This is a genomic window from Sphingorhabdus sp. YGSMI21 (assembly GCF_002776575.1).
GTDB lineage: Bacteria > Pseudomonadota > Alphaproteobacteria > Sphingomonadales > Sphingomonadaceae > Parasphingorhabdus.
The window spans coordinates 487637-512864 of record NZ_CP022548.1 but is presented as its reverse complement, the minus strand read 5'-3'; the positions used below and the strand labels follow the sequence as shown (position 1 = coordinate 512864).

At 57.7% G+C, this 25228-nt stretch carries 26 protein-coding genes; 18 read left to right on the top strand and 8 right to left on the bottom strand.

The window, feature by feature from the left end:
• Window positions 1-3 precede the first annotated feature (3 nt).
• Genes CHN51_RS02400 through CHN51_RS02390 form a run of 3 tightly spaced genes read left to right on the top strand, consistent with a single transcriptional unit; the run spans window position 4 to window position 4084 of the window.
• Window positions 4-1254, top strand: coding sequence for a M14-type cytosolic carboxypeptidase (locus CHN51_RS02400; protein WP_100092585.1), 1251 nt, complete (start codon window positions 4-6; stop codon window positions 1252-1254).
• Window positions 1251-2852 carry an amidohydrolase family protein gene (locus tag CHN51_RS02395; protein WP_100092584.1) on the top strand — a complete coding sequence of 534 codons (1602 nt, stop codon included), beginning with the start codon at window positions 1251-1253 and terminating at the stop codon, window positions 2850-2852. The genes CHN51_RS02400 and CHN51_RS02395 overlap by 4 nt, the downstream gene beginning before the upstream one ends.
• Entirely contained in the window at window positions 2846-4084 is a 1239-nt protein-coding gene (locus tag CHN51_RS02390) for a dicarboxylate/amino acid:cation symporter (protein WP_100092583.1), read from the top strand. Before CHN51_RS02395 ends, CHN51_RS02390 begins: the two co-directional genes overlap by 7 nt.
• An 8-nt stretch (window positions 4085-4092) precedes the next feature.
• Here the strand turns inward: CHN51_RS02390 and CHN51_RS02385 are convergent, their stop codons facing one another.
• Window positions 4093-5310 carry an FAD-dependent oxidoreductase gene (locus CHN51_RS02385; protein WP_164088966.1) on the bottom strand — a complete coding sequence of 406 codons (1218 nt, stop codon included), beginning with the start codon at window positions 5308-5310 and terminating at the stop codon, window positions 4093-4095.
• Between the two features lie 198 nt (window positions 5311-5508).
• Between CHN51_RS02385 and CHN51_RS02380 the strand changes: the two genes are divergently transcribed.
• Window positions 5509-7593 (top strand): CapA family protein, encoded by a 2085-nt coding sequence (locus tag CHN51_RS02380; protein ID WP_164088964.1) that lies wholly within the window; start codon window positions 5509-5511, stop codon window positions 7591-7593.
• A 103-nt stretch (window positions 7594-7696) separates the two neighbouring features.
• On the top strand, window positions 7697-8416 hold the full coding sequence (locus tag CHN51_RS02375; RefSeq protein ID WP_100092580.1) for an SDR family oxidoreductase: 720 nt from the start codon (window positions 7697-7699) through the stop codon (window positions 8414-8416).
• An 84-nt stretch (window positions 8417-8500) separates the two neighbouring features.
• Here the strand turns inward: CHN51_RS02375 and CHN51_RS02370 are convergent, their stop codons facing one another.
• Window positions 8501-8974 carry a lasso peptide biosynthesis B2 protein gene (locus tag CHN51_RS02370; RefSeq protein ID WP_100092579.1) on the bottom strand — a complete coding sequence of 158 codons (474 nt, stop codon included), beginning with the start codon at window positions 8972-8974 and terminating at the stop codon, window positions 8501-8503.
• 35 nt (window positions 8975-9009) lie between these two features.
• Window positions 9010-9294: a lasso peptide biosynthesis PqqD family chaperone gene (locus CHN51_RS02365; RefSeq protein ID WP_100092578.1), complete on the bottom strand. Its 285-nt coding sequence runs from the start codon at window positions 9292-9294 to the stop codon at window positions 9010-9012.
• A gap of 162 nt (window positions 9295-9456) precedes the next feature.
• Here CHN51_RS02365 and CHN51_RS02360 point away from each other — a divergent pair, with 162 nt between their 5' ends.
• Both CHN51_RS02360 and CHN51_RS02355 read left to right on the top strand, forming a co-directional pair.
• The gene (locus CHN51_RS02360) at window positions 9457-11355 is read left to right on the top strand and encodes an asparagine synthase-related protein (RefSeq protein WP_100092577.1); all 1899 of its coding nucleotides are present in this window, start codon (window positions 9457-9459) and stop codon (window positions 11353-11355) included.
• Window positions 11348-12616, top strand: coding sequence for a sugar-transfer associated ATP-grasp domain-containing protein (locus tag CHN51_RS02355; RefSeq protein ID WP_164088962.1), 1269 nt, complete (start codon window positions 11348-11350; stop codon window positions 12614-12616). The genes CHN51_RS02360 and CHN51_RS02355 overlap by 8 nt, the downstream gene beginning before the upstream one ends.
• A 64-nt stretch (window positions 12617-12680) precedes the next feature.
• Here the strand turns inward: CHN51_RS02355 and CHN51_RS02350 are convergent, their stop codons facing one another.
• The gene (locus tag CHN51_RS02350; RefSeq protein ID WP_100092575.1) at window positions 12681-13535 is read right to left on the bottom strand and encodes a sulfotransferase domain-containing protein; all 855 of its coding nucleotides are present in this window, start codon (window positions 13533-13535) and stop codon (window positions 12681-12683) included.
• A gap of 2 nt (window positions 13536-13537) precedes the next feature.
• Window positions 13538-14440 (bottom strand): hypothetical protein, encoded by a 903-nt coding sequence (locus CHN51_RS02345; RefSeq protein WP_100092574.1) that lies wholly within the window; start codon window positions 14438-14440, stop codon window positions 13538-13540.
• A 385-nt stretch (window positions 14441-14825) separates the two neighbouring features.
• Here CHN51_RS02345 and exbB point away from each other — a divergent pair, with 385 nt between their 5' ends.
• Genes exbB through CHN51_RS02310 form a run of 7 tightly spaced genes read left to right on the top strand, consistent with a single transcriptional unit; the run spans window position 14826 to window position 20795 of the window.
• Entirely contained in the window at window positions 14826-15584 is a 759-nt protein-coding gene (exbB, locus tag CHN51_RS02340; protein WP_100092573.1) for a tonB-system energizer ExbB, read from the top strand.
• Between the two features lie 4 nt (window positions 15585-15588).
• Window positions 15589-16014 (top strand): TonB system transport protein ExbD, encoded by a 426-nt coding sequence (gene exbD / locus CHN51_RS02335; protein WP_100092572.1) that lies wholly within the window; start codon window positions 15589-15591, stop codon window positions 16012-16014.
• An 8-nt stretch (window positions 16015-16022) separates the two neighbouring features.
• Window positions 16023-16757: an energy transducer TonB gene (locus CHN51_RS02330; RefSeq protein WP_164088960.1), complete on the top strand. Its 735-nt coding sequence runs from the start codon at window positions 16023-16025 to the stop codon at window positions 16755-16757.
• A gap of 17 nt (window positions 16758-16774) precedes the next feature.
• Window positions 16775-19141, top strand: a complete 2367-nt coding sequence (locus tag CHN51_RS02325) for a TonB-dependent receptor (RefSeq protein WP_100092570.1) — start codon at window positions 16775-16777, stop codon at window positions 19139-19141.
• Between the two features lie 60 nt (window positions 19142-19201).
• Window positions 19202-19885, top strand: coding sequence for a Fe2+-dependent dioxygenase (locus tag CHN51_RS02320; RefSeq protein WP_100092569.1), 684 nt, complete (start codon window positions 19202-19204; stop codon window positions 19883-19885).
• Window positions 19882-20472, top strand: coding sequence for a ferric reductase-like transmembrane domain-containing protein (locus CHN51_RS02315; RefSeq protein WP_100092568.1), 591 nt, complete (start codon window positions 19882-19884; stop codon window positions 20470-20472). The genes CHN51_RS02320 and CHN51_RS02315 overlap by 4 nt, the downstream gene beginning before the upstream one ends.
• A complete protein-coding gene (locus tag CHN51_RS02310; RefSeq protein ID WP_100092567.1) occupies window positions 20469-20795 on the top strand; it encodes a PepSY domain-containing protein in 327 nt (108 codons plus the stop codon). Before CHN51_RS02315 ends, CHN51_RS02310 begins: the two co-directional genes overlap by 4 nt.
• 44 nt (window positions 20796-20839) lie before the next feature.
• Here the strand turns inward: CHN51_RS02310 and CHN51_RS02305 are convergent, their stop codons facing one another.
• On the bottom strand, window positions 20840-21622 hold the full coding sequence (locus CHN51_RS02305) for a pyrroline-5-carboxylate reductase (protein ID WP_240616835.1): 783 nt from the start codon (window positions 21620-21622) through the stop codon (window positions 20840-20842).
• A gap of 183 nt (window positions 21623-21805) precedes the next feature.
• Between CHN51_RS02305 and proB the strand changes: the two genes are divergently transcribed.
• A complete protein-coding gene (gene proB / locus CHN51_RS02300) occupies window positions 21806-22972 on the top strand; it encodes a glutamate 5-kinase (RefSeq protein WP_100092565.1) in 1167 nt (388 codons plus the stop codon).
• Here proB and CHN51_RS02295 read toward each other — a convergent pair.
• Together CHN51_RS02295 and CHN51_RS02290 are read right to left on the bottom strand one after the other, a co-directional pair.
• The gene (locus CHN51_RS02295) at window positions 22969-23433 is read right to left on the bottom strand and encodes a MarR family transcriptional regulator (protein WP_100092564.1); all 465 of its coding nucleotides are present in this window, start codon (window positions 23431-23433) and stop codon (window positions 22969-22971) included. The two genes, proB and CHN51_RS02295, sit on opposite strands and share 4 nt — an antisense overlap.
• A gap of 25 nt (window positions 23434-23458) precedes the next feature.
• Window positions 23459-23935 (bottom strand): Rrf2 family transcriptional regulator, encoded by a 477-nt coding sequence (locus tag CHN51_RS02290; RefSeq protein WP_100092563.1) that lies wholly within the window; start codon window positions 23933-23935, stop codon window positions 23459-23461.
• Between the two features lie 83 nt (window positions 23936-24018).
• Here CHN51_RS02290 and CHN51_RS02285 point away from each other — a divergent pair, with 83 nt between their 5' ends.
• Genes CHN51_RS02285 through CHN51_RS02275 form a run of 3 tightly spaced genes read left to right on the top strand, consistent with a single transcriptional unit; the run spans window position 24019 to window position 25225 of the window.
• On the top strand, window positions 24019-24483 hold the full coding sequence (locus CHN51_RS02285) for a group III truncated hemoglobin (RefSeq protein ID WP_100095383.1): 465 nt from the start codon (window positions 24019-24021) through the stop codon (window positions 24481-24483).
• Window positions 24477-24920: a hypothetical protein gene (locus CHN51_RS02280; protein ID WP_100092562.1), complete on the top strand. Its 444-nt coding sequence runs from the start codon at window positions 24477-24479 to the stop codon at window positions 24918-24920. Before CHN51_RS02285 ends, CHN51_RS02280 begins: the two co-directional genes overlap by 7 nt.
• Window positions 24920-25225, top strand: coding sequence for a DUF1971 domain-containing protein (locus CHN51_RS02275; RefSeq protein ID WP_100092561.1), 306 nt, complete (start codon window positions 24920-24922; stop codon window positions 25223-25225). The genes CHN51_RS02280 and CHN51_RS02275 overlap by 1 nt, the downstream gene beginning before the upstream one ends.
• The last annotated feature ends 3 nt before the right edge of the window (window positions 25226-25228 follow it).

Below are 25228 nucleotides of genomic sequence, written 5' to 3'. Positions count from 1 at the left end.
TCAATGTATAAAGTAGCTGAAATGATGCCGGGTCGCATTTTCCGTTTCGATCTGAAAATGATTTCGATCGGGATGGTGGCATTTGCTTTGGCCGCTTTTCTGCCGGCTCCCGCGCATGCCGCGGGGGCCGACAACAAAATCCGGTGTGAAACGGACAATGTTGCGCTGGACACGGCTTTCCCTTCCGGCAACGTTGCGTCTTGCAGGCCTTCGGGATCGAAACGAATCGAGGTCACACTGGCACCCGAGGACAAGCCGCCGATCAACTGTAGTGCCTGGTACGCATTTCGTCTGACACCCCGCAAGCCCGGCAAGATTACCCTGATGCTGAATTATGAAGCCTGCGGACATCGCTACTGGCCCAAGATCAGTAAGGACGGGGTTAACTGGGACTATCTGCCTAAGAAATTTGTAAAGGCCGAAGAGGTAGACGGACTGAAGCGGGCGCGGGTTACCGTAAAGCTCAACAATGTTCCGCTATTTGTTTCCGCCCAGGAAATTTTGCCACCGTCGGTGTACAATGCCTGGCTTGGCCAGACGGCGAAATCACCGGCGGCCGAAAGCTGGCTGCTCGGCAAATCCGCGGAAGGGCGGGATATTCCCGCGCTTACAATTCGCAAAAAGGAGACGCAGCCGCTCGAGCAGGTCGTTCTGATCGGTCGGCAGCACCCTCCCGAGGTGACCGGCGCGCTGGCGATTTTGCCCTTCGTCGAAACGCTGCTGGCGGATACGCCGCTGGCAAAACGCTACCGGGAACGATTCGAGACAATCGTCGTGCCGATGCTCAATCCCGATGGCGTCGTGCGCGGCTATTGGCGCCACAGCACCGGTCATGTCGATCTGAACCGGGACTGGGGGCCGTTCACGCAGCCGGAAACGCGACTGATGAAAGACCTGCTGGACGGTATTGAAGAGGAGCCGAACAAGAACCTCCGTCTGTTTGTCGATTTTCATTCCACCAGATATGATATTTTCTACACCATCCCCGACGATTATCAGACGACGCCGCCGCTGTTCCTGAAAAACTGGCTGGATTTGCTGCAACAGCGGATGCCGGGCTATGAGATCAACCGGGACGCTGGCCATAATCTGGGTCAGTCCAATTCGAAAAATTATGTCCACAAGAGATATGGGGTTCCCACCATGACCTATGAAATGGGTGACGAAACGGATCGTCGGCTTGTCCGCAAAATTGCCGTTGCGGCAGCGACCTCGATGATGGAAACGCTGCTGGAAACCGAAACGCCCCGATGAAAGGGCGCGAAAGCTTTGCGCCTCTGGTCGCTGGTCTCGCGCTTTTGCTGCTCTCGGCCTGTCAGACAACATTCAAGCCGCCGCAACGGATTGCAGCCGACTATCTGATCGAAGATGGTCTGGTCTATGATGGCAGCGGCACCGCGCCCCGGATCGCCGATATCGCGGTCAGATCGGACCGGATCGTCTTCATCGGCGACGCGACTGACGATCAGTTCGCCGATGCCAATAGAATCGACGCTTCGGGCTTGATCGTGGCTCCCGGTTTTATCGACCCGCACACCCATGCCGACAACCAGCTGGCCTCGGCCGATCCCGAGCAACGCCAGAACAAGGCCTTCGCCTTTCAGGGGGTTACGACCGTCCTGACCGGTAATGACGGCTATGGCAGCAGCGAAATAGCGAAGATGGCAACCGGTGCGCGACAGCAGGGCATCGGTACGAATGTCGCCTATCTCGCCGGCTTCGGCTATATCCGCAAAAGCGTGATCGGCGATGATGATCGTGCGCCGTCGGAAGCCGAACTCTCACGGATGAAGGATATGATGACCCGGGCGATGTGCGAGGGCGCATTCGGCCTGTCCGCCGGGCTATATTATACCCCGCAAAATTTCGCCAGAACCGCGGAAGTCGTTGAACTGGCCAAAATTGCCGGTCGCAAGGGCGGCTATTATGACAGCCATTTACGCGATGAAAGCAGCTATAATATCGGTCTGATCGGCGCGGTGAGCGAAGCGATCGCCATCGGTAGGCAATCCGGCGCGGCCGTGCATATTTCCCATATCAAGGCGCTGGGACCGGCTGTCTGGGGACAGAGCAGCCGGATAATCTCTCTGGTCAATACGGCACGAGAAAAGGGGCAAAGCATAACCGCCGACCAATATCCCTGGGCCGCTTCGGGTACGCGGATAAGCAACGCGCTCGTCCCGCGATGGGCGCTGGATGGAGGTCTGGCCGGTTTGCGCGAGCGGCTGGAAAATGCGGCGATGCTGGACCGGATCAGGAGCGAAATGGCGGGGAATCTGGTGCGGCGCGGCGGAGCGGAAAAACTGCTCATCACCGGTGGACTGGGCGACGCTGCAATCGAAATCGGCCAGACGCTGGCCGAGCTTGCCGCCCGAAGCGGGAGCGATCCGCTGGATGTCGCGATCGATATCCTGAAGACCGGTGATGCGCGTGTCGCCTCCTTCAACATGCATGCGGATGATATCAGAGCCTTTGCCCGGCAAGACTGGGTGGTGACAGGGTCGGACGGCAGTACGGGGCATCCGCGCAAATATGCGAGTTTTCCCAAGGCCTATCGGGACCTTGTGGTCGACGGGAAATCAATGTCCCTCTCCCGGTTCATTCGTCGGAGCAGCGGGCAGACGGCCGACATTGTGGGTCTGACGGATCGCGGCTATCTGAAGGTCGGGATGGCGGCAGATATTGTAATCTTTGATTCGGAATCATTCGCACCAAGGGCGACATATGAACAACCGCGCTTGCTATCGACTGGCGTGCGGCATCTGTTTGTCAACGGCCAGCCCGTGATATCCGGCGGACAATCGACCGGAGCATTGCCCGGAAGTCCCCTGCTTAAGGAAACCCAATGTTGAAATTCTGGTTCAAAATCCCCTTGTGGCAACGGGTCGTCGGGGCGCTTGTGCTGGGCATAGCCGCGGGATTGTTCTGGGGGCCGGGAGCTGAAAGCATCAAGTGGATCGGCGATCTGTTCATCCGCGCAATCAAGATGCTGATCGTGCCCCTTATTTTCTTCTCGCTGGTGTCCGGTATCGCGGCATTGGGGGATTTGAAGAAACTCGGCAATGTCGGCGGCAAGGCCTTGCTGCTTTTCGTTACCACGGCGATCATTTCGGTTTCGCTCGGCCTCACCATGGGGACGATTTTCCAGCCCGGTATAGGGCTGGACATAAGCCTGCCGACCGGCGTTGAAATCCCGCAACCGGCCGCGACATCGCCAACGGACATGATCCTGGCACTGATCCCGGAGAACCCGGTTATGTCGATGGCGGAGGGACAGATATTGCCGCTCATCATCTTTGCCATGCTGTTCGGCATCGCCTTGCTGATGGCCGGCAAGGATGCCGCCCCGATCATCCGCGGCGTCGATGCCGGGTCCGTCGTCATGCAGAAGATGACCATGCTGGTGATGGAACTGACACCCTTTGGCGTGTTTGCGCTGATGGCCTGGGTCGCCGGGACCTTTGGTTTCGAGGCCCTGCTGCCGCTCGCGAAAATGGTGGCGCTCAACTATGCCGGCTGTTTCATCATCATATTGGTGGTCTATCCGGTGATCTTGAAGACCATCGCCAAGCTTCCCGTCATCGATTTCTTTCGCGGTATCGTTGATGCACAGGCGGTTGCCTTTTCCACCGCATCGTCGAACGCAGCTTTGCCGGTCACCTTGCGCTGTGTGCAGCGCAATCTTGGCGTGTCGAAAAGCGTTGCCAGCTTCACCGTGGCTTTGGGCGCGACGATCAACATGAACGGAACCGCCATGTATCTGGGCTTGGTGGCATTGTTCGGCGCGCAGATATACGGGATCGACCTGACCTGGACTTCCTATCTGCTGATCGGATTAACCGCGACATTGGGATCCGTCGGCGCTGCCGGCATACCGGGTTCCGGGCTGGTGATGATGAGCCTCGTGCTCAGCTCGATCGGCGTGCCGCTTGAAACCATCGCCTTTGTCGCCGGTATCAATCACATCATGGACATGATGCGCACGATGACCAATGTTACCGGTGATGCGACAGTGGCCGTTGCGGTTGGCCGGATGGCGGGCGAGATCGACGTCGAGGAATATATTTCCGCTGACGATGTCTAGCCTCGCGGCTAGCTTTCACAAATCAGTTCAGCCAGCTGTTCACCCGATCCCATGGCGAGCGTCCAGCCGAGCATCCCGTGCCCGGCATTGATCGCCAGTGTGGCGCTTGGCCGCGCGATCACTGGCAGCGAATTGGGCGTCATGGGGCGAAGACCGGACCAGTGGTTCCGGGTTGCATCATAATCTGCCGCCTCGGGCAGGGACGCGCGGGCGGATGCAATCAAATCGGCCATTCTGTCTGGTCTGACAATGCTGCTGTCATCACCTAGGTCGGCAAGTCCGGCAATCAGCATCTCGTCCCCGATCCGGGTGAAGACCAGTTTCCGCGCCACATCGGTGATACTGACCTCGGGACTGGCAGCGGTTGCCGGAGCGATGAAGGAATATCCCTTCATCGGGTAAATCGGCGTGTTGACTTTCGTTTTACGCAATAATTTCCCCGCCGCGGCACCCGAACAGACAATCGCCAGGTCGGCTGTCAGCTCTTCGCCGCTATCCAGAATGACCCGGGCAGATTCGCTATCTGTAGCAATCTTGCAGACCCGCGCATCATATCGGAATGATGTGCCATATTCCCGGTGGAGAATGTCAGCCAGATTTTCGGAAAAAACAGCTGCATTGCCGGTTTCCTCTGTCGGGGCGTAGATCACGCCGGCAAAGGTGCTGCCCGCAGCATTGAGAGCGGGTTCTATCTCCCTGGCGACATCGGGGCTCAGAGCCATCTGCCGTTCCTGGTTGCTGACCTTCATGTTCATGATTTCGCAGCCCCGGGCGAAAGACTGCGCGTTGCCGAAGAGCAGCATCTTGCCTGCGGTCCGGTGACCGAATTCAATCTCGTGCCGTTGCAGCAGCGCCGCCATGGCATTGCGCGATTTGCGGGCAAGTTGCAGACTGGCCAGGCTGTTCTTGCGGAATTTCCGTTCGGTACAATTGGCCAGAAACTGCAATTTCCAGCGGATCGACGCGAGATCGAATGCGGGATATATCCGGAAAGCCGGATCCCTGCCGAGCGCCAGGCGCGGAATCTTGCGCAGCAGATCCGCGCTGGCAAGGGCATCGGTATAGCCATAGCTCAATTGCCGTCCGTTGCCGAAGGATGCTCCCATGGCAGGGCCGGGCATGGCGTCGAGAACCGTCACGGCGATTCCGCGCCGCGCCAGTGCATAAGCGCTTGCTATGCCGACAACGCCGGCGCCGATGATCAAGGCTGTGCGAATTTTGCTCAAACGTTCTTCCAATGACTAGAGCAGCTACTCTGTGCATATTGCCGGCGATCATCCAATATCGTTCGACATGTCTGGCATAGCCTTTGGCTATGCGCCTTTGAACGATGAGCATGTTGGATGTTTTCCGGCTTTCGGTTATCAAATTGTCGACGTCGCCTGACTGGAAAAGGCACGCATATCGGGAAAGCGAGGGTCATCATGAGTTTTGGGAAGCCGCAGGCTGCAAGCCGGCATCAGTTCAGCCTTGTCAGAGCTGGCTGCCATATCCTTGCGTTCGCGTTTATGGCCTGCCTCGCCGCTTACATGCCGCTTCTCGCCAGCCAGCCTGAAATGGTTATGATCGAGGGAAGGGTGGTCGCCGATGAAGGACCGCTTTCCGCCGATGATGTGTCGATTTCGGTCAACGGTCAAAAACTCGGGGCGCAGGATGACGGTCGCTATGCCGGACGCGTGGTGCAGGCGGATATCTATCAGCTTCGTTTTGACAGCCGGTCGCTCTTCACAGGCATCTATACGTTCGCCCAGACAGAATTGCAGCGTTCGGACAATGGTCATTATATCGTTCCGAAGATCGAACTTGTTGCACGCAAGCCGGGCCGGGTCGAAATGATCTTCGGCGGTGATGTCATGATGGGGCGCCGTTATGAAAAGCCCAGCTTCCGCGCGTCGCCGCTGATCCGCCCGGCTAGCAGGGCCAGCGATATGCAAGCGCTGCTGGCGCCAATGGCGCCCTATTTGCAGGCATCGGATTTCGCCGCGGTGAACCTGGAAACAATAGTTTCGGCCAGCAAGCCGGCGCAGCGGGCGCCGAAATCGATTACCTTCTACAGCCACCCCGATAGCGCTGCGGCCCTGAAAAACGCCGGCATCGACTATGTGACCTTGGGCAACAACCATATCTACGACTATCTCGATGTTGGCCTGGAATCGACGACGGCGGCGCTGGATGCGGCAGGTCTGCTGTATTCCGGCGCGGGCCGCAGGGCAGAGCAAGCGCTCAAGGCCGCACAAATTGATATTGGCGGGCATGATTATTCGATGCTCGGCTTTGTCGGATGGGCGGGCAGAGTCTCTCCCAATCAGGTTGCCGGCAAAGACAAGGGCGGGGCGGCCCACGGGAGCGCCGGCAATATAGGCCGGGCGGTGAAACGCGAATCCGCTGCCGGCAGGATCGCGGTCGTGCAATATCACGGCAGTCGCGAATATAGCGATTCACCGACGGAAATCACGCAATCCCGCCTGCGGACGGCCGTCGACGCGGGGGCCGACCTGGTGGTCGCCCATCATCCGCACGTCACCCACGGGCTGGAGATATATCAGGGCAAACTGATCGCCTATTCGCTGGGGAATTTCGTCTTCGACCAGTATTTTTTCGAAGCGCAGCTCGCCTATGTGCTCAAGGTCTGGATGGACGGTGATCAATTCTACCGAGCGGAAGCCATTCCGGTGCAATTGCTGGACTATCGACCGGTGCCGGCCGTTGCCGGCATGCGGGAAGGTGTGTTGCGCCGGCTGTTCAGCCAGTCACGGGCCCTGGGCACTGAAATGTCGATGTCAGGTGGTCATGGAGTTATCAGCAATAAAGCCCATATCTCCGGCAGTCCGGCTCCGGCCTGCCCTGTTGCAGAAACCGCCGAAAACGGAATGTGGCGCTTGCCTTTCGACCTTGAACAAGGTCCCGTGTCCTGCGCCGGTCAAGATATCGGCAATCTGGCTGCAGCTAAGGATATCTGGCATCGTGGGGATTTTGAGGCAGCCCGCTATGAAGACGCGGTTGACCAGAGCTGGGAGGTTCGAAATGCCGAGGCCGCGCTATCCCAAGACAGCCGGTCCGGCCGATACGCACTGGCGCTTCAGAAAAGGCCGGGCGGGGACGAGGTCGCGATAATGCCACGGACATTCCTGCGGGTACTGGAAGGCTCGGCTTATTCCGTTGCCGGATGGATCAGGGCAGACGCGCCACTACAGCTTTCGCTGTCCCTGCAATCACGATCGCCGGGCGTTGGACGGTTTCTGTCCCTGAAGGAAGCCGAGTGGAAAGCGGCAGGATCAAAAGCGATAGCGGCGGGAAGCTGGCAGCATTTCCGCTTTGATTTTCCGCCACCGCGTACAGCAAAAGGCAAGCCGTTGCCGACCCGCCCGATCCTGCAGATGAAAGGAGACGGAGAAGGCGCGATCCTGCTTGATGACTTCGTGGTTATTGAACAATCGGAACCGGACAGCAGCGCCGGTGCAGATGATCCCTTGCGCCAGAATTTCTGGATTGACGGCCCGGCTCGCTGAACGACCATGATTTTCCGTAACCTTGACTGATGCGCTTTCGAGCCTGTCCATGGACACTGAATTGGTGATATGACCGGTTATTGCCGGCAAGGATGGATGGCCCATGACAACGATATTGATCACAGGAGCGAACAGGGGGCTGGGACTGGGGCTGGCCAGATCCTATGCGGGAGAGGATGACGTATCGATCATCGCATGCTGCCGTTCGCCAGCCGATGCTGACGAATTGCAGGCGCTTGCGGCCGAAACAGGTCGTATTCAAATTGAAAAGCTGGATGTTGCCGACGAGAAATCGATCGAGCGGCTTGGTCAGCGGCTTGATGGGATCCCGATCGACATATTGATCAACAATGCCGGAATTTTCGGCAAGAACCCGCCTGCTACCACGGGATTCACCGATCAGACTTTTGGAAAATCGGACTTCGAAGCCGACTGGATCGCACCCTTCCGGACCAATGCAATCGGACCGATGAAAATGGTCGAAACGCTGTTCAGGAATGTCGCTGCATCGGGGGAAAGGAAAGTGGTGATCCTGACCAGCATCATCGGATCGATCACAACCGCACATGGCTTCATGTTCGGCTATGCGGCGTCGAAAGCGGCGGCCAACATGACCGCCAGCAATCTCGCTGTGGCATTGAAGCCCGAGAAGATCATCGTGAATCCGATACATCCGGGCTATGTCAAAACCGACATGAGCGGCGAAGGAGCGGATATCGAGGTGGAAGAATCGATCGCCGGCGTGCGCGCCCGGATCGATGCCATGACGCTGGAAAAATCGGGCTCTTTTCTGTCCTACGACGGGAATGAATTGCCCTGGTGACACACCGGCGGGAGCGATAGTTCCCGATCGCACGCTGTTCCGGTTTGGCGCAATGGAAACAGCAGTGGCAATGGGCCGGAAGGCTTATTTCGAAACGAAGCAGCCCACCGACGTGAATTGTCCAAAGCTGCGGCCGCCGGTAACATTGACACGGCCCGACACAACCCATGCATGGGCCTTGATCTCGCCCCGATCCTCTTCCTGCTTGCTGCGCATCAAGCCGAAGAAGAGCGCATAGGGGATATCATATAGTCCCAATATCAGCCGCGCGGTGATCGCCTGGGGAAAACAATTGGCTTTCCAGGGTGCAAATTTCGCCGCGAAGATGATTGCGCTGCTGATCGCCCGGGCGCGCTTTTCCTGAGCAGCCGTGATCAGCGGTGTGCGCGGGGCGAGACCGTCGTGCATGCCGAGCCAATGGGCGAAACGTTTGAACGTCATGGTCAGAATGACGAAGCGGCTCAGTCCCAACAGTACCCACGCCGGGCCGAGCCAGAGATAGAATAGGGGCGGCAGTTGCCTGGCCGTCGCAAATTTTCTTTTCAGGGTCTTGATCATGTCCGTTGCAACGGGAGGAGAAAACCCTCCATTTGCTATCCTGCCAACTGCACCAGATTGCGCTCGCGCAAATCTGTCAGCAATTCCATGACATCGCTCTGGCAAGTCGCCAGGTCGATATCGAAATTTCGGGTCACATGATCACATAGGGCGGTAACGCTTACAGGTTCTTCCATGGCCTCCCACAGATTGGAGCCGACCGCGTTCAACCCGTAATAGGCGCTGTCTTCGATGCTCATCATCACCATTTCGCCATCCATGTCGGCGGACACCATTTCAGGGTTTCTCCGGACGATGCTGTCGAGTTTCAGTTCGCTCATAAAAAATCTCTCGTGATTAGATTTGCCACAGCACTATCAAAGGCAAGTCTGGCTTGCAATCCATACGAGCGGGTGAGGGGAAGAGGCTTGCCGCATTGTGAAAAGCGCTGGCCTCAAGCGCGATATCGCCCTAGTTGTCTTGAAGACCCTATCAACAATCGTGTGATCAAATATATGTTTGCCGGACTGCTGTGTTTCGATAATTCTCCCCCGGTTGAAGCATGGATTACACCGGACGTCTGGGTCTCTTCCCTTTACCCTCGGTACAAGCCGGACGTGAGTGGCTACCAGCGCGATGAGCATGGCTTGCTGGTCGAGGCGGATATTTTCAATACGCCGTCATCCCGTCATATCGGATCGGTCCCGCTGGTGTCAGACCGGCTCCGCGTCGCGTTCTGGGGCAGGCTGGACAATCGCGATGAATTGGCCGCGCAACTGTTACTCGACCGGCCACTGGATGAAACCCCCGATGCGAGACTTATACTTGCCGGATGGTTGAAATGGGGGGAGAGCCTGCCGGAGAAGCTGACCGGCGATTTTGCGCTGGCCATTATGGACAGCGAACGGCGGACGGCCTTTCTCGCCCGCGATCCGGTCGGAGTAAAGCCGCTCTATTACTGGCCGCATGAACAGGGTCTGCTTTTCGCTTCCACTTCAGCAGCGCTGCTCAAACTAGGAAATGCACGGCCAACCCCCGATCCGGAATGGATCGCGCGCTATGTCATCGGCCAATCAAAGAGCCATGACCGGACGGCCTTCAAGGAAATCATGAAATTGCCCGGCGGTCATTCGCTGAGCATCGGCGAAGGGCGCCATGAATTGCGCCGCTATCATCATTGGCGCGATGATGCACCGGATGTCTTTACCCGCGACCCGCAACGTGTCGAGGCCTATCGCGCGGTTCTGGAGGAGACAATGCGCTCCCAGATGGTCAGCGACTATACGCTTGGCACGGAAAATAGCGGTGGTATCGATTCCGCGACCATCACGGCCTATCTTGGCAAGTTCATGGGCGATCCGGGCGATCGGTTGCACAGTTTCGGCTTCGCGCTCTCGGAAGAGGAGCCGGCCTATATTCTGGAAACCAGTCAGGCGGCGTCAATCGTCCATAACCATATCAATACTTCCCAATATGGGAGGTCCGGCTTTTCGGACGAGCAGATGCGGGAAGATCTGGAAATTCTCGGCTATCCGGAAGAACATGGCAATGCCACGTCGCACCGGCCGTTCTACGATCAGTGCCAGCTATACGGCATCAGGACATTGTTCTCCGGCTATGGTGGCGACGAGGTGGTCACCAATTACGCCAACCACATCCAGCGGGAACTCATCGACAAGGGCGCTTACAAGGCCGCGATAGACTTGATGCGGGGGAAGCTGCCGCTGCGCATCTACCGGTTGCTCAGACGTATATATAAGGAGCGCAAAAATGCCGGATACAATGCGAATTTTCTAGCCGTCTGGAAAAAAAGATGGCCGGAGCAGCCGCTCCGCGACGAGATTGTCGCCCGCTATGATCTGGAGCGGGAATATATGGAAACGGCGCGCTACGATGCCGTGCATCGCAAGCATAATGACTGGATCATCAGCGGATTGTTGCAGATGGCCTATGTGCCGACGCGGCTTGAGAATTGCACGCTAATGGCTGCATCTTACGGGATCGACTATCGCTGGCCGCTTTGGGACAAACGGCTGGTCCAGCAATATCTGTCCACGCCGATTATCGAGCGCGCAGGTCCGGGCGGTATTGGCCGCTATTTGCACCGCCGGGCCATTACCGGAACAGTACCCGATCGGGTGGCATGGAAAAGATCGAAATATATGGGGGAGCGACAGTCTCCCTCGCGGAACAACAGCAGCGAAATCGTGAAGACGATGAAGCAGATTGATGACGAGCTGCACCCGCTGCTGGCCGACATGATAGATCGGGACAAATGGCGGGCGAAGATCGACCAGATCGAGAAACATGGCTTTGATGCCGAGGCGAATTTCCAGATCAGGCGGCACATGTTGGCTGTGAAGTGGCTCAACGTCTGGCTCAATGGCCTATCGGTTGCCTAGCAAGGTCACAAGATGGCTCAAGGCGCTTCGTCGGGAGCTTTTGTGGCGCAACATCCCGCACGGGATGGTCAGCTGGCGCTATTTGTCGACCAGCAATCCGCAGATTGAGGCGCACAGGCAGATATTCTGGACTGCCTTGCCCGGTATGCCGAAGCCGCTCTACGTGCTGGTTGAAGCGATATTATGGCTGAAATGGGCAGGGTTGTTCGGCTGGCTGGCCCTGTTCAGGGCGCTGCGCGGTTATGGCACCAGGCTTCGCGACGAACGGGGTGTTTCACGACCACGCCAGTTCTGCACGCTCGTCCGGATCAGCATCGGGGCGTGCATGCCGCCCGGTGAGGCCTATCGCTTCGGACTTGTCGAACATCCCGCGCGCCTGTGGAACTATGTCAGCGACCGCCATATCGCTGCGTTCCATAGATGGCGGAATAGCCGCCGGGCCATATCGCCGGAGACGACGGCCCGGCTGGCTGACAAGGCTGCCGCCACGGATTTCCTGCAGGCGCGCGGCATACCGATGGCGCCGATCCTGGCAATCGCCTCAGCAGACACCGGATTTGATTTTGCCGCCGCTCTTGAAAAACATCGTCGGCTGTTTTGCAAAAGCAGATCGGGTAATCGCGGGCTCGGTGCTTTTGAATGTTGGAAAATGGGACAGGTCATAGAGGGGCGGACGTTCGAGGGCGACCCGCTGCCCGATCGACGATCCGTGATGGCGGCATGGGAAGCGTTGCTGCAGCTGGACATTGGTCTGGTGCAGCCGGCGTTGCAAAATCATCCGCAACTGGCACCGCTGGTACCGGATGGGCGGGCGATCACCGTCCGCTGTATTACCCGGCGAAGCGAACAAGGCAGCAGCATTTTGTCTGCGACACTGGAAATTCCGACCATGCGGAAGCCGTCCGACAAGCGCGACGTCTATGTCATCCTGCCAGTCGATGCAGAAAGCGGGCTGGTACAGCCGATAGTAGACGATATGCTGCTGCTTGCCGAAGCCCGGCAGAACCAGCGCGATATGCTGGCGCAACGCGACGATCACTTGCCGCTGCCCGATTGGCAATCGCTGATTGATCACAGCCTGGCGGCGCATGATCACTATGCCGATTTTTGGGCCATTGCCTGGGACTGGGTCTTGACCCCTCAGGGGCCGATATTGCTGGAAGGCAACAACGGCTTCGGCGGTAGTCTGCCACAAATCCTGACGGGAGGATTTCTGTCGGAGCTTCAGACGAGAAATCGTCTGGCTTCCTTGCCAGGGTAAACAGGCTTGCGATGTTCCGCCCTGCCTTTCGGGATGCCGGGCAAAATATCCTTAAGGCGGAAATCTACAGCGGGTTGTCGTGCTCGTCGAGATAGTTGAACCGCCGCATCACCGGTCCGTGATCGGCGATGATTCGGGTAATCTGTTCCTCGTTCAGTTCCTGCCGCCAGCCGCCGCTCTTGCCCTGACGGAAAAAGGAAGGCGTGTTGGCCGGTTTTTCCTTGAATCCGGTAGATTTTTCCTGTTCCTGCAAGCGATCAAAGCGACTGAAATGGATCGCTTTCTCAACCCGGGGCTGGTCATGGGGCAGTTCGAGAAAGCGCGCTGCCCGGGTGAATGTGGCCAGGCTGTCTTCGAGCATATCCTCGTAGCGCAGGATTTCCAGATTGAGATCGGGCGCATCGATCCAGCTCAGCACGTGGTCGGACCAGCTGAACAATTTTTGCCGTACCTGGCCGTTCAGCCTCTTTTCCGACTTCACAAAGCTCATCTTCGGAGATGCCATCCGCACGATCGCATCATCGACGCTGCACTGCAGGTGATTGGCAAAGGAAGATGCCACGTCGAGCGGATTGCGAACGAAATAGACTGCGCCCCGTGTTGCCCTGCTGCTGACCAATGGCTCTCCGGACGGCAGAAATGTATAGGCATCATGAATCTTGTGATATTCCAGATCCGGCGATTGCAGGCTCCAGTCGTATACCGCGGGCCGCAGGGCATCAATATCGTCATGCCGCATGTCGGCGGTGTCAAATCCCAGAACTTCGTCCAGCCAGCCACGGCCACTGGCAATGGAGCCGGTATGCAATTCGTTGATGTCAACCGGGGCATCGCCATCCTGTTGAAGATTCTGCAGGAACGTGCGGAACCACGTGTTGCCGGATTTGGGATAGGAGGAAAGCCAGTAAATAGCGCCCATGTCTAAACGCTTTCGGACAGGTCAGCCAGAATATGGTCGACCAGCTGATCGACTTCAAACCCCATTCGCGGCCGGACAACACGGGTAATCGCTGTTTGCCCCGAAAGCTTCCCGCAAAGATTGAGATGGTCCGGACGCAAATCCATGCTGTCGAGAAATTTCTGGCGATAGGTATTGGCATGGAGGGCCGGGAATTTTTGCAAGCCCTTGATAGCGGTAGAGGAAAAGCCATCCTCATCGTCGCTGCGCAAGATGTAGATATGTTTCACCGGCAGCGGCTCGGGTACAAAATTGTCGGTGATCGGCAGGTTGAATTTTTCCATGTCCGGTCGGATCCGGGTGAGGGGCGTGGTGTCGATTTCCAGCTTGTCCGCCGCATCCTGCCATAGCTTGATCCGTGGGAAGCCCGGGATGGCAAGGCAATCATTGTCGATTGGCACGACATCATCGGCCAGCAATTTATAGCCCCGCTGCATGAAAGCGGCGGCGAGCGTTGATTTTCCTGCGCCCGAGTGACCGACGCAGATGATGCAACCGTCGCCGATCTGAACAGCGTTGCCGTGCAGCACAAGATAGCCGCGCTGGAATAATAATGCACCGAGCGCCGAACCGAGCATGAAAACCCTCACGCTGTCCTCGTCTATGCCCGGTGCCGGATCAAATACGATGCTGTTGCCGTCGCGAACCAGAAAACGGGCGACATCCGGAACGTGCAATTGCAGGGCATTCGGCGTGGCCCACAGGAAGGGACCGATTTGCTCGGCCCCTTCCAGGCCATCCGGATTGATCGCGCCCTGCGTGATGCGCACATCTATGGTTTCCGGCGTGTCGGACAAGGCGACCATTTCGGATAGGGCCAATTCGCTTTCGATGGCCAGATCATAGCAATTGTAAAAATAGTTCATGGACGCCTGTAACTTTAAGTTCTGAAGGTAAAATTCGACATGGTAATGATGAATTTCCTAAAGATTTACCCCGATCAATCAAGCCTGTACATCTTTGTCAGGGCGAGTTCGGTGAAATCGTCGGAGGACCATCGCGTTCTGGCGAAGAAAGTGGCCAAACCGGGCGAGGACCGTTTCGGATAATCTGCACATGTCCAGCCGACGCCAGCCGAGAACCACGTTCGTCCCATAGGTAAACGAACAACAGGATATTTGGCCGCCCGGTTCATGATCAGTAAATTAATGAGAATCACTTGCAATAGCAATAAGAAGCTGTAATTGGCCTCTCGTCGATGCGAATGATTCGCATGAGTCATATCAGGGGGCAACAGTGGCCAAGAGACTTATGGGACATGTTATAAAATCCGTGGCAATTGCAGCGTTGCTGACATCCGCCGGCGCAGCCGCGGCGTCTTCCCTGTCGACCATCCCCGTCGAGCTGAGCGTGGGCGGCATGTTCGCGCAGGCGGACTGGATCGTGAAGATCGTCATTATCGGCCTGATCATCGCTTCATTGGTCAGTTGGACAATTTTCATCGCCAAGCTCTCCGAGCTGCGCAAGGCCATGGCAGCAGAGCGTCTCATCCATGATGAAGTCGCCAAGCTGCGGTCTCTTGATGATGCCAACGGCGATGCGGTTTTGTCCAAAACGGCTCTGGTACAGGAAGCGTCGACCGAGCTCGCGCTGTCCGCCGATGCCCTGCAGGACGGCGATGGTGTCAAGGAGCGCATTGTTTCCCGCTTCGAACGTTATGAAGCGGCGCTTTCCCGCAAGATGACGCGCGGCGTCAATATTCTCGCGACCATCGGCGCGACGGCTCCCTTCGTAGGACTGTTCGGCACGGTCTGGGGCATTATGAACAGCTTCATCGGTATCGCCGAAAAGCAGACCACCAATCTCGCCGTTGTGGCTCCGGGTATTGCAGAAGCCTTGCTGGCGACGGCGCTCGGTCTCGTTGCGGCTATTCCTGCGGTCGTCATGTACAACCATTTCTCCCGCCAGATATCTGCCTATCGCGCGCTTGTTTCGGACACCGCCGCCGCCATTTTGCGGCTGGTCTCGCGCGATCTCAGCCGCGGCACCGTGAAGATCGAAAAGGATTGAAACAATGTCGATCCGGCTCAACGACAATAGCGATGACCTTCCGGTAAATCACGACATCAACGTCACGCCCTTCATCGACGTGATGCTGGTGTTGCTGATCATCTTCATGGTCGCCGCGCCCCTGGCGACGGTCGATGTGAAGGTCGACCTGCCGGTCTCTACCGCCAATGCCGCGCCGAAACCCGACAAGCCTGTCTTCCTGTCGATCCAGGCCGACGGCAATATTCTCGTCAACGAAACACCCGTCTCCGAAGCCGGCCTCGGGGCCGCGATCGAAACGGCGACCCGTTCCGACAGGGAGCAACGCATCTTTCTGCGCGCCGACAAGACCATTACCTATGACACGATCATGGGCGCGATGAACTCCTTGCGCTCTGCCGGCTATCTGCACGTTGCCCTCGTGGGCGCGGAATCGGGTTCGGCAAAATGAACAAGGCGATGCTCAGTTCTGACGAAAAACGTCGCTGGGTTACCGCCGCAGCCATTGCTGTAGCAGCCCATGCCTTTCTGGGTGTGGCTGCCATGGCATGGAAGGCTCCGCACGACCGCCCCATCCCTGAACCGGTGGTTCTCGTGGAACTTCCCCCTGCGAGTGCGAGCGAGGCCATGTCTGAGCCGACGCCCGCTTCGCAGCCGGACTATATCCCGCCGCAACAGGCGCTGCCGTTCGAGGTCCCGACCGTACGCGCTCCGTTGCCGGATGATGCGGTCATATTGCCACCAGAGGCCAAGCAGCCTGCGGCCCCTGTCAGGCCGGTTCAGCAGGCCGAGGTTACGCCGGTCGCGGTGGCGACTCCCGCCCGAAGCGAAGCACCGCCGGTCGCTGCTACTAAGTCTGCGCCAAGCAGCACTTCCGGAAACAGCCCCAAAGCCAAGAAAGAGCGCGCCAACTATTATGCGATGGTCAGCGCGCATCTGAACCAGCGCAAGAAATATCCAACCGAAGCCCGCAAGGCCCGCGAACAGGGTGTGGTCAAGGTCCGGTTCACGGTCGATCGTACCGGCAATATCTCCAATGTGTCGATCACCGGCTCCAGCGGGCATACCATTCTCGACCAGGCCACTCTGGCGCTGATGCAACGCGTAGCACCCTTGCCGGCCATGCCCGCATCCATGGAGCGAGACCAAGTCACGATCTCGCTGCCCATTGATTATTCCCTCAGAACCCGTTGAAAAAAGGAAGTTTCACGATGAAGAAAGACATGTCCCAGATGCAAAGGCCGGCCAGTCTGCGCTTTGGCAGTTTCGGCAAGCGCAGCGCTGTTGTAGCGTTGGGCCTGACCACCGCGCTGTCGACCGCTCCCGCCTTTGCCCAGGATGCCGAGCCGGAAGAAGTCGAGCTGGAAACGCTCCAGATCGAAGACAATGCGGCAGACGTAAATCCCTACACCCAGAAGGGCGCGCCCTATAAGGCCCGCGTTTCGGGCGATTTGCGCCGCGTGAAGCCCCTGTCGGAAACGCCGGCAACGATTACCGTGCTGACGGAAAGCCAGCTCGACGAGCAGGGCGCCACCAACCTGCGCGATATTCTCGACAACCAGCCCGGCGTCACCGTCGGTACCGGTGAAAACGGCAACGCCTTTGGCGATCGTTACATCATCCGCGGCCATGAAGCGCGCAGCGACGTGTTTGTCGACGGTCTGCGCGATCCGGGCATGACCACCCGCGAAACCTTTGCGGTTGAACAGATTGAAATCACCAAGGGCCCAAGCTCTTCCTTCGCCGGTCGCGGTTCGACCGGTGGCGCGGTGAACTCAATCACCAAACAGGCCAGCACCGACTATAATTTCAACCGCATCGACCTGGGTATCGGCACCGACGATTTCTACCGCGTCACCCTAGACAGCAACTGGGCGCTGAGCGACGATATCGCGCTGCGTGCCAACCTGCTTTACGGCTATGACGAAGCACCAAACCGCAATTTCTCGGATCGCGAGCGTATCGGCGCGGCGATCTCCGGCAGCTTCCGGCTGAACGATACAGTGCGCGTGTTGCTCGACTATTATCATCTCGAAGCCGACGATACGCCGGACCTGGGCGGCTATGTTCCGGCGCCTACAGGCACCGGACCCGACGATGTCACGATCCATGGTCCATGGGACGATGTTCCCAATTACACCCAGACCGAGGACTTTCTCAACACGACCGTCGATACGTTCACTGGCCGTATCTTCATCACACCGTTTGACGGGTTCACGATCGTGAACTCCACGCGCTATGGCGAGACGTCCAACGGCTATGTGCTGACCGGCCTTCGCGGCGGTGCCTATGATACCGACACGGATACATTCGGCCCCCTGACTCTGAGCGACCATCAGGGCAATCAGGAAGTCGAATATTTCGTCAACCAGCTCAATGTTCTGGCCGATTTCAATACGGGTTCAATCGCGCACAACGTGGTTGCAGGCCTCGAATATTCGAACCTGAAAGTCGCGAACGGGACCTATGATACGACCAGCACCGGAGCGACAAATTGTATTACGGCGGGCAGAGGTGGCAGCCTGAATCCTTCATATTGTATTACCGATGAAAATCGCAATGTGAACGTTGATGACATCCACAACATCTTGCAGCGCGAGATACTCGATGGCGATGTTGACAGCGCTTGGCAGGTAGAGACCATGTCTGTCTATCTGATGGATACGGTCGATATCAATCCCTGGCTTTCCATCCATGGTGGTGTCCGGGTTGATGCGTTTGATTACAGCAATGATGTTGTCAGCCGCGGAGACGAAACCGGCTATCGTTACAAGGATACATTGTGGAACGGTCATGCCGGCATTGGCGTGAAGCCGATGGATGAGGTCTATGTCTATTTCAACTGGGGCACCGCCAAGAATATCAATGGTGGCGAGTCCGATCTGGGCGGCAACTGCGGCTATGGCGGCATTTGCGTCGATGACGGAACCGGCATCGGTGACGGACGTCCGGAAAGTTCGACCAGCTACGAGCTGGGCGTGAAGGCGGATCTGTTCGATGATCATCTCATGCTTACCGCGGCGGCTTTCCAGATCACCAAGAGCGACGTGTTTGAATCGGCTGGCGATGACTATGCCGCGGGCGGAAGCCTGAACACCGGTGAAAACCGTGTTCGCGGTATCGAACTGGGCCTCGTCGGCAATATCACGCCGAAACTCTCCGGCCAGGCATCGGTTACCTTCATGGATTCGGAAGTCACGGATTCGAATGACGCCTCCAAGATCGGTCGCCGTCTGAGCAACTTCTCCAACACCCAGGCATCGGCGCAGCTGCGTTATCAGGCGACAGAGGCCTTCGCCTTTGGCGGCACCGCTACCTACAAGGGAGAGATGTTCACCGGCCAGCCGGACGATGCGGCCAGCTATAATACGACGCGGGAAGTCTACACCTACCGCGTTCCGGATTACTGGACCTTTGACGCTTTCGCGAGCTACAAGGTAAACGAGAATCTCTCGGCCCGGGTGAATATGACCAACGTGACCAACGAGGACTATTATCTTGCCGGTTATCGCAGCGGTCACTTCCTCTACAAGGGTGACGAACGCCGCGCGACGCTAACGCTCACCGGACGTTTCTGATACGAGAAGGAGGGGCGGCGATTCGTCGCCCCTCTTTCAATTCAACAAACGGCTGGTCCCATGCTTACAATCATCGAAAATATTCTGGACGAGGAGCAGGTCCGGGATTTCAGGCGGAAGCTCGAAGCCGCCGAATGGTCCGATGGCGCGGCCTCGGCGGGTACCCGTTCGGTCAAGGTGAAGCAGAATTTGCAGATCGATCGGCAGAATGCGCTTTCGGTCGAACTGGGCAACGTCATATTGCGCAAACTGGGCAATGATCCGCTGTTCATCTCCGCCTCGCTGGCCGAAAAAATCTGGCCTCCCATTTTCAATCTCTATCAGGACGGCGGCCATTACGGCACGCACAGCGATGCCGCGCTGATGCGCCTCCCCGAAGCCAATCTGACCATCCGCAGCGACCTGTCGGCCACGATATTTCTGTCCGATCCGGACGAATATGACGGCGGCGAACTGGTGATCGAACAACAATATGGCGCGCAGCCGGTCAAGCTCGCGGCAGGCGACATGGTGCTGTATCCGTCTTCCAGCCTGCACCAGGTGATGCCGGTTACGCGCGGCCAGCGGATTTGCGCGATCACCTGGATGCAGAGCGCGGTTGCCGATGCCTCGGCGCGGGAACTGCTGTTCGACCTCGACCAGTCGATCCAGTCGCTGACGCCCGACCGGACCCATGATGATCCCGAAATCGATCGTCTGATCCACGTCTATCACAATTTGCTGCGGCGGTGGGCAACGCTATGAAAAGATATGTGACAAAAGGGCTGTTTTGGCTGCTGCTCGCGCTTCCAGGCCTGCTCATGCTCTGGTCCTTCTCGCAAGACGATGTCCTGGCGATGGACATGCTGCATCCCAGTGGGGAAATGTCGGTGCGGCTGATGATCCTCGCGATGTTGCCCGGACCCTTGTCCGAATTTTTCGGTCTCAACCGCTTTTTCAGGGGATGGATCAAGATCCGTCGCAATCTCGGCGTCGCGGCTTTCGGCTATGCCATGCTGCATCTGATATTCTACATATTCGACATGAACAGCCTCGCGGCGATGCTCGAAGAGTTCGGCATCCCCGGTATCTGGACGGGCTGGTTGTCGCTTGTGCTGATGTTGCTCCCCGCAATGATCAGCTTCAACTATGCGATGCGCCGACTAGGACGACAGTGGAAAAATATCCAGCGCCTCGTCTATCCCGCGCTGATTATCGCGCTGGTTCACTGGATTTTACTGGATTGGGTCTGGCAGCCAGCAATGGTTCATCTCGCCCCGCTCATAGTGGCCTGGATTTTACGCTACATCGGTCGCAGCCGGCGACAACGCACGCAACGGAGTATGACATGAGAAAAATTTCCCGCCAATATACGGCCGCCGCCGCCGTTCTGGCCACATTGATGCTGGCGCAGCCGGCCTATGCGGACGGCGATATCAAATGCAACGCCGGCCCGACCGAGAAATGGAAGCCGATTGCGAAACTGAAGAAAAAGGCTTGGATGGAAGGCTGGGAACTGCTCAAGACCCAGGTCGAGGGCGACTGTTATGAAGTCTATGCCAGAACCGAAAGCGGTCAGGCAATCGAAGCCTTCTTCCACCCGGTGACGCTCAAGAAGCTGGTCGTCTTCCGGCGCGGAACCGAAATCTACCGGGCGCCCGGTTTTACTGGCTAGACATTTCAGGCGCGGAGCAATCGCGCATTTTGCCAACCTGAATCCTACCGTAGCGCGACGGCGCGCTCATAGGCCGCTTGCAGCGTGTCGCGGATCAGCGTCGAAAATTCCTCGCTACCGTTCAGCGCGGCGAGGCCGGCTGCAGTGGTGCCGCCCTTGCTGGTGACATTCTTGCGCAGGTCCTCGAGCGACAGGTCGGAATCCAGCGCCAGATCGAGCGTCCCGCGGACGGTTCCCAGAACCAGATTTTTCGCGTCTTCCCCGCTGAAACCCAGATTCTCGGCAGCATCGACATAGGCGCGCAGCATCTCGAAAACATAGCCCGGGCCGCTTCCGGCGACTGCGGTCAGACGATCCAGCATATCCTCGCTGTCGACCCAGACGACGTCGCCGGAACAAGAGGCGAGTTGCTCGATGGTGCCGGATGCCATTTCAGGCACGGTCCCATGGGCGTAGAGACCGCTGACGCCCTTGCCGATGACAGCGGGCAGGTTCGGCATGATCCGGATGACCGACCGGCCGGGTGCATGGGCGGCCAGCTTTGCGGCGGAATAGCCGGCGGCGATCGAGCTTATGACGCCCGACGGCTTCAGTCTTGGCAGATAGCCGGGAAGCACATCATCGATCAGTTGCGGTTTCAGCGCCACGATCAGATAGTCGAAAAGCTGTTCGCCCAGTTCCTCGACCGAACCGACCAGGGACACGCCTTCCGGCAGGTCGGGGCTGGCCGGGTCTGCCACGGTAAATTCATGTTCGGTGTGAGCGGCCCAGGCCTTGAGCAGCGCTCCGCCCATATTGCCGCATCCGAGGAGTAATATTTTTGTCAATTCAATCTCTTGCCGTTGGTGAATATGGATCTTGCGATGTGCTTAGTATTCAAAACAGATATGTCAACAAATGCTTATTTTATATAGCTTTCACGCAAAATTAAATGTTTTGATCACTAAATTATTGCACTGGTCAGGTTCAATCCCTACCTCCGTCACAGAGTAATAAGGGCATCACGTCAAATGGTACAAGGCAAAACAATCGTTGTTAAAGTCGGCTCCAGCCTGCTCGCCAACGAACAGCGGCTCACGCCGCGCTGGGCTTTCATGCATAATCTGCTCGAGGATATCGCCCGGCTGCGGGAAGGCGGCGCGAAAGTCATCCTCTGTTCTTCCGGTTCGGTTGCGCTGGGCATGAACATGATCGGCGAACGGCCGGAGACGGCCGGTCTGCGCGACAAGCAGGCAGCGGCGGCCTGCGGTATGCCGCTGTTGCTAAACGCCTATAAGCAGGTGGCCCATGAATATAGCTTCGAAATAGCGCAGGTACTGGTGACCTTGCGCGATCTGGAAGACCGCAAGCGGTTCCTGAACACCAAGAATACGGTCGACCGTCTGCTCGATGCCAATATCATGCCGATCATCAACGAGAATGACACGATCACCACGGAAGAAATCCGGGTTGGTGATAATGACCGGCTGTCAGCAAAAATCGCGCAGATGCTGCAGGCCGACGAACTGATCATCCTGACACAGGTGGACGGCCTTTACGACAAGGATCCGTCCGAAGCCGGTGCGCAACTGGTTGAGAAAGTGACCGATGTTTCGCCCTATCTTGCGGTGACCGAAGGTGTCAGCAGCCTCGGCAGCGGCGGGATGCTGACGAAAATCCAGGCTGCCCATATGGCGCAAAATGCCGGCTGTGACACGCGGATCGCGCATGGCGAATATGAGCATCCGGTGACGTCGGTCCTGAACGAAGAACGGCGGCACACGAGAATAATGGCGAATGAACGGCCCGAATCCGCATGGGCCAACTGGCTGTCGGATCGTCTGCAAATGGCGGGCAGTATTGTCGTCAACGCGGCGACCGCCGAAGCTTTCAAACACGGACGGCGGAATATCGGCCGGGAAGATGTGCTTTCCATCCAGGGTCCGTATGTTAAAGGCGATGTGATCCATATTTATGGCGAATCCGGCGACGAGCTGGCCAGGGGTCTGACCAATTTCTCGTCCGACGAGACGATGGCGCTGGCCCGCAACCCGACCCTGTCGGCCATGCAGTTGCTGGGTTACAAAACCCTCGGCACGCTGATCACCGACAAGAATATGGTCGTGCTGGATGACCGGCACCTGACGTGGGACTTGCCGGCTGGCGAGGTCATGACCGAAGTCATACCGCAGAACTAGATTTCGCCAATCTCCAGTATTGGTGCGGATTCTATCTGGTTCGCGTCCATCATTACCGCGATGCGCTGGACCGAGGAGATCAGCAGATTTTGCTCCCACGGTTCGAGCTTTGACAGGGCGACCAGAAAATCTTCCTGCAGTAGCTCCGGCGCATTTTCGACGCATGTGCGGCCTTTGTCGGTCAGGACAATTTCCACCGAGCGCCGGTCATCTTCGCTTTTTTCGCGGGTGACCATCCCGGATTTTTCCAGCCGGTCGACAATCGATGTGACCGTGGCATGCGACAGATGCACCGATTTGGCGATTACCGACGGTTTGGCCCGCCCGTCTTTTTCCAGGGCTTTCAGGAGCAGGAGTTGCGGGGTTGTCTGGCCGGTCTCCCGTTCCAGTTTTTTGGACTGGAGATCGATCGCCCGGTTAATCTGCCGCAAGGCGACCAGAAGTGCGTTTGAATTTGACATGGCAGGTCTGATACAGATTTTTCCGTCAATCGCCCACAATATTGCTGATGTTTCGGCTGGTCGGGGTCGGACCGGATCCTTGCCAGACGGATATGAACCGCGCCTTGTCACCGACAATGTCGGCCAGGGTGTATCCGTCGAGATGCCGGAGGAATGCGTCGATTCCGTCGGCGAGTACATGGCGCAGGCCGCAAACGGGCGTCACGACACAGCTGTCATCGGCTTCGGGGAAACATTGCACGAAGGCACCATAATCCTCGAACGTGCGGACGACGTGGCCGACATTGATGGATTCGGCAGGCTGGGCGAGCAACAGGCCGCCGCTGCGCCCCTTCACGCTGTCGACAAAACCCTCGGCCGCCAGCCGCTGGGCGACTTTCATCAAATGGTTTTTTGAAATCCTGTATTGCCGGGCGATCTGGGCAATCGAATGGTGACCTTCATGCGCGGCCAGATACATCAATGTACGCAACGCATAGTCGGTTTGAACGGACAATCTCATAAAAGATGCATATCATATATTGCTTTTAAAGGCAAAGGGCGATAAAAGGTATATATAAAATGCATCTTAAGCGAGTCGAGACAATGACCGAACCAGGATATGCCGAACGCGCCCGAGCGAAGAAAATGGCGCAAGCCCATGCGATGGGCATCGACGATGCGCTTATCTCCGATCTGGTCGAAACTTTCTATCGCGCGGTCCGCAGCGACGCGCTGCTCGGGCCGATATTCGAGGCCCATGTCGCGGAATGGACACCCCATCTCGCGAGAATGAAGGATTTCTGGGCATCTGTAGCGCTGGAGCCGGGGCGGTTTCGCGGCAATCCGATGCTCAAGCATATTGCAGTCGGCGGTCTCGACCATGTGCATTTTGATCGCTGGCTGGTGCTGTGGAACCGGACGCTGGACGACGTTGCCCCCAATGATGCGGCGGGCCAGGTCTTTCGCGAGGCGGCCGGGCGGATCGCATCCAGCCTGCTCACCGGCATCAAGGTTCAAAGAGACGGCCTCGGGTCGGGCTCTTCTGCAAGGGAGACATTGTCATGCTGATGGATTTCCAGATCGAAGGCGGCCAGGCGGTTGCGGCAGAGATCAACGCGGAAATGCAGGGTTTGTCAGACCGGTATCGGGCGGCCGCGCACGAAAGCCGGACCTTTGAACTGCCCGCGTCGATATGGACCACGATGTTCGGTTCCTATGCCGTCTTTTTCGGAGCCCTGTTCGTCGCCACCGGCCGGGGCGTGGCGGCGATATTCGCGCTGCTGATCAGTATTGCCTATACGGTCATGTATTTTGGTACGGCGGCGGTGTTGAACAGAGTCAGCGCACGCGAACGGGAAATATTGCCGCAGGTTCATGCCACCGGCGGCATTGATACGCAGACCGGCTGGATGGATGATGCGGCGGTTCATGCCCAGATTTTGACCGTTCCGATCTTGCTGGCGGTCTTCGCCTGCGCCTTTGCCTTTATCCGGGCGCTGGTCTGATGGCCGGCCCCGCCGAGCCGGCGGTCCCCTATGCCGCATCGCCGATATACGACGAACAGAGCCTGCCCGACAAGCTGCGCAACGAGCATAGCACCAAAGACGGCACCTGGGGGCTGCTGCGGGTGCTGGAGGGCGAGGTCGAGCTGGTCTTCATCGACCCGCCATCACGGCGTCTGGTCACCGTCGACAATCCCGCGCCGATCCCGCCGCAGGATCTGCATTTTGTCAGGCTGACCGGTCCGATGAAGATGCAGGTCGAATTTTACCGCGAACATCCCCTGCCGCAGCAGGGCGGGGCCGCCTGACGA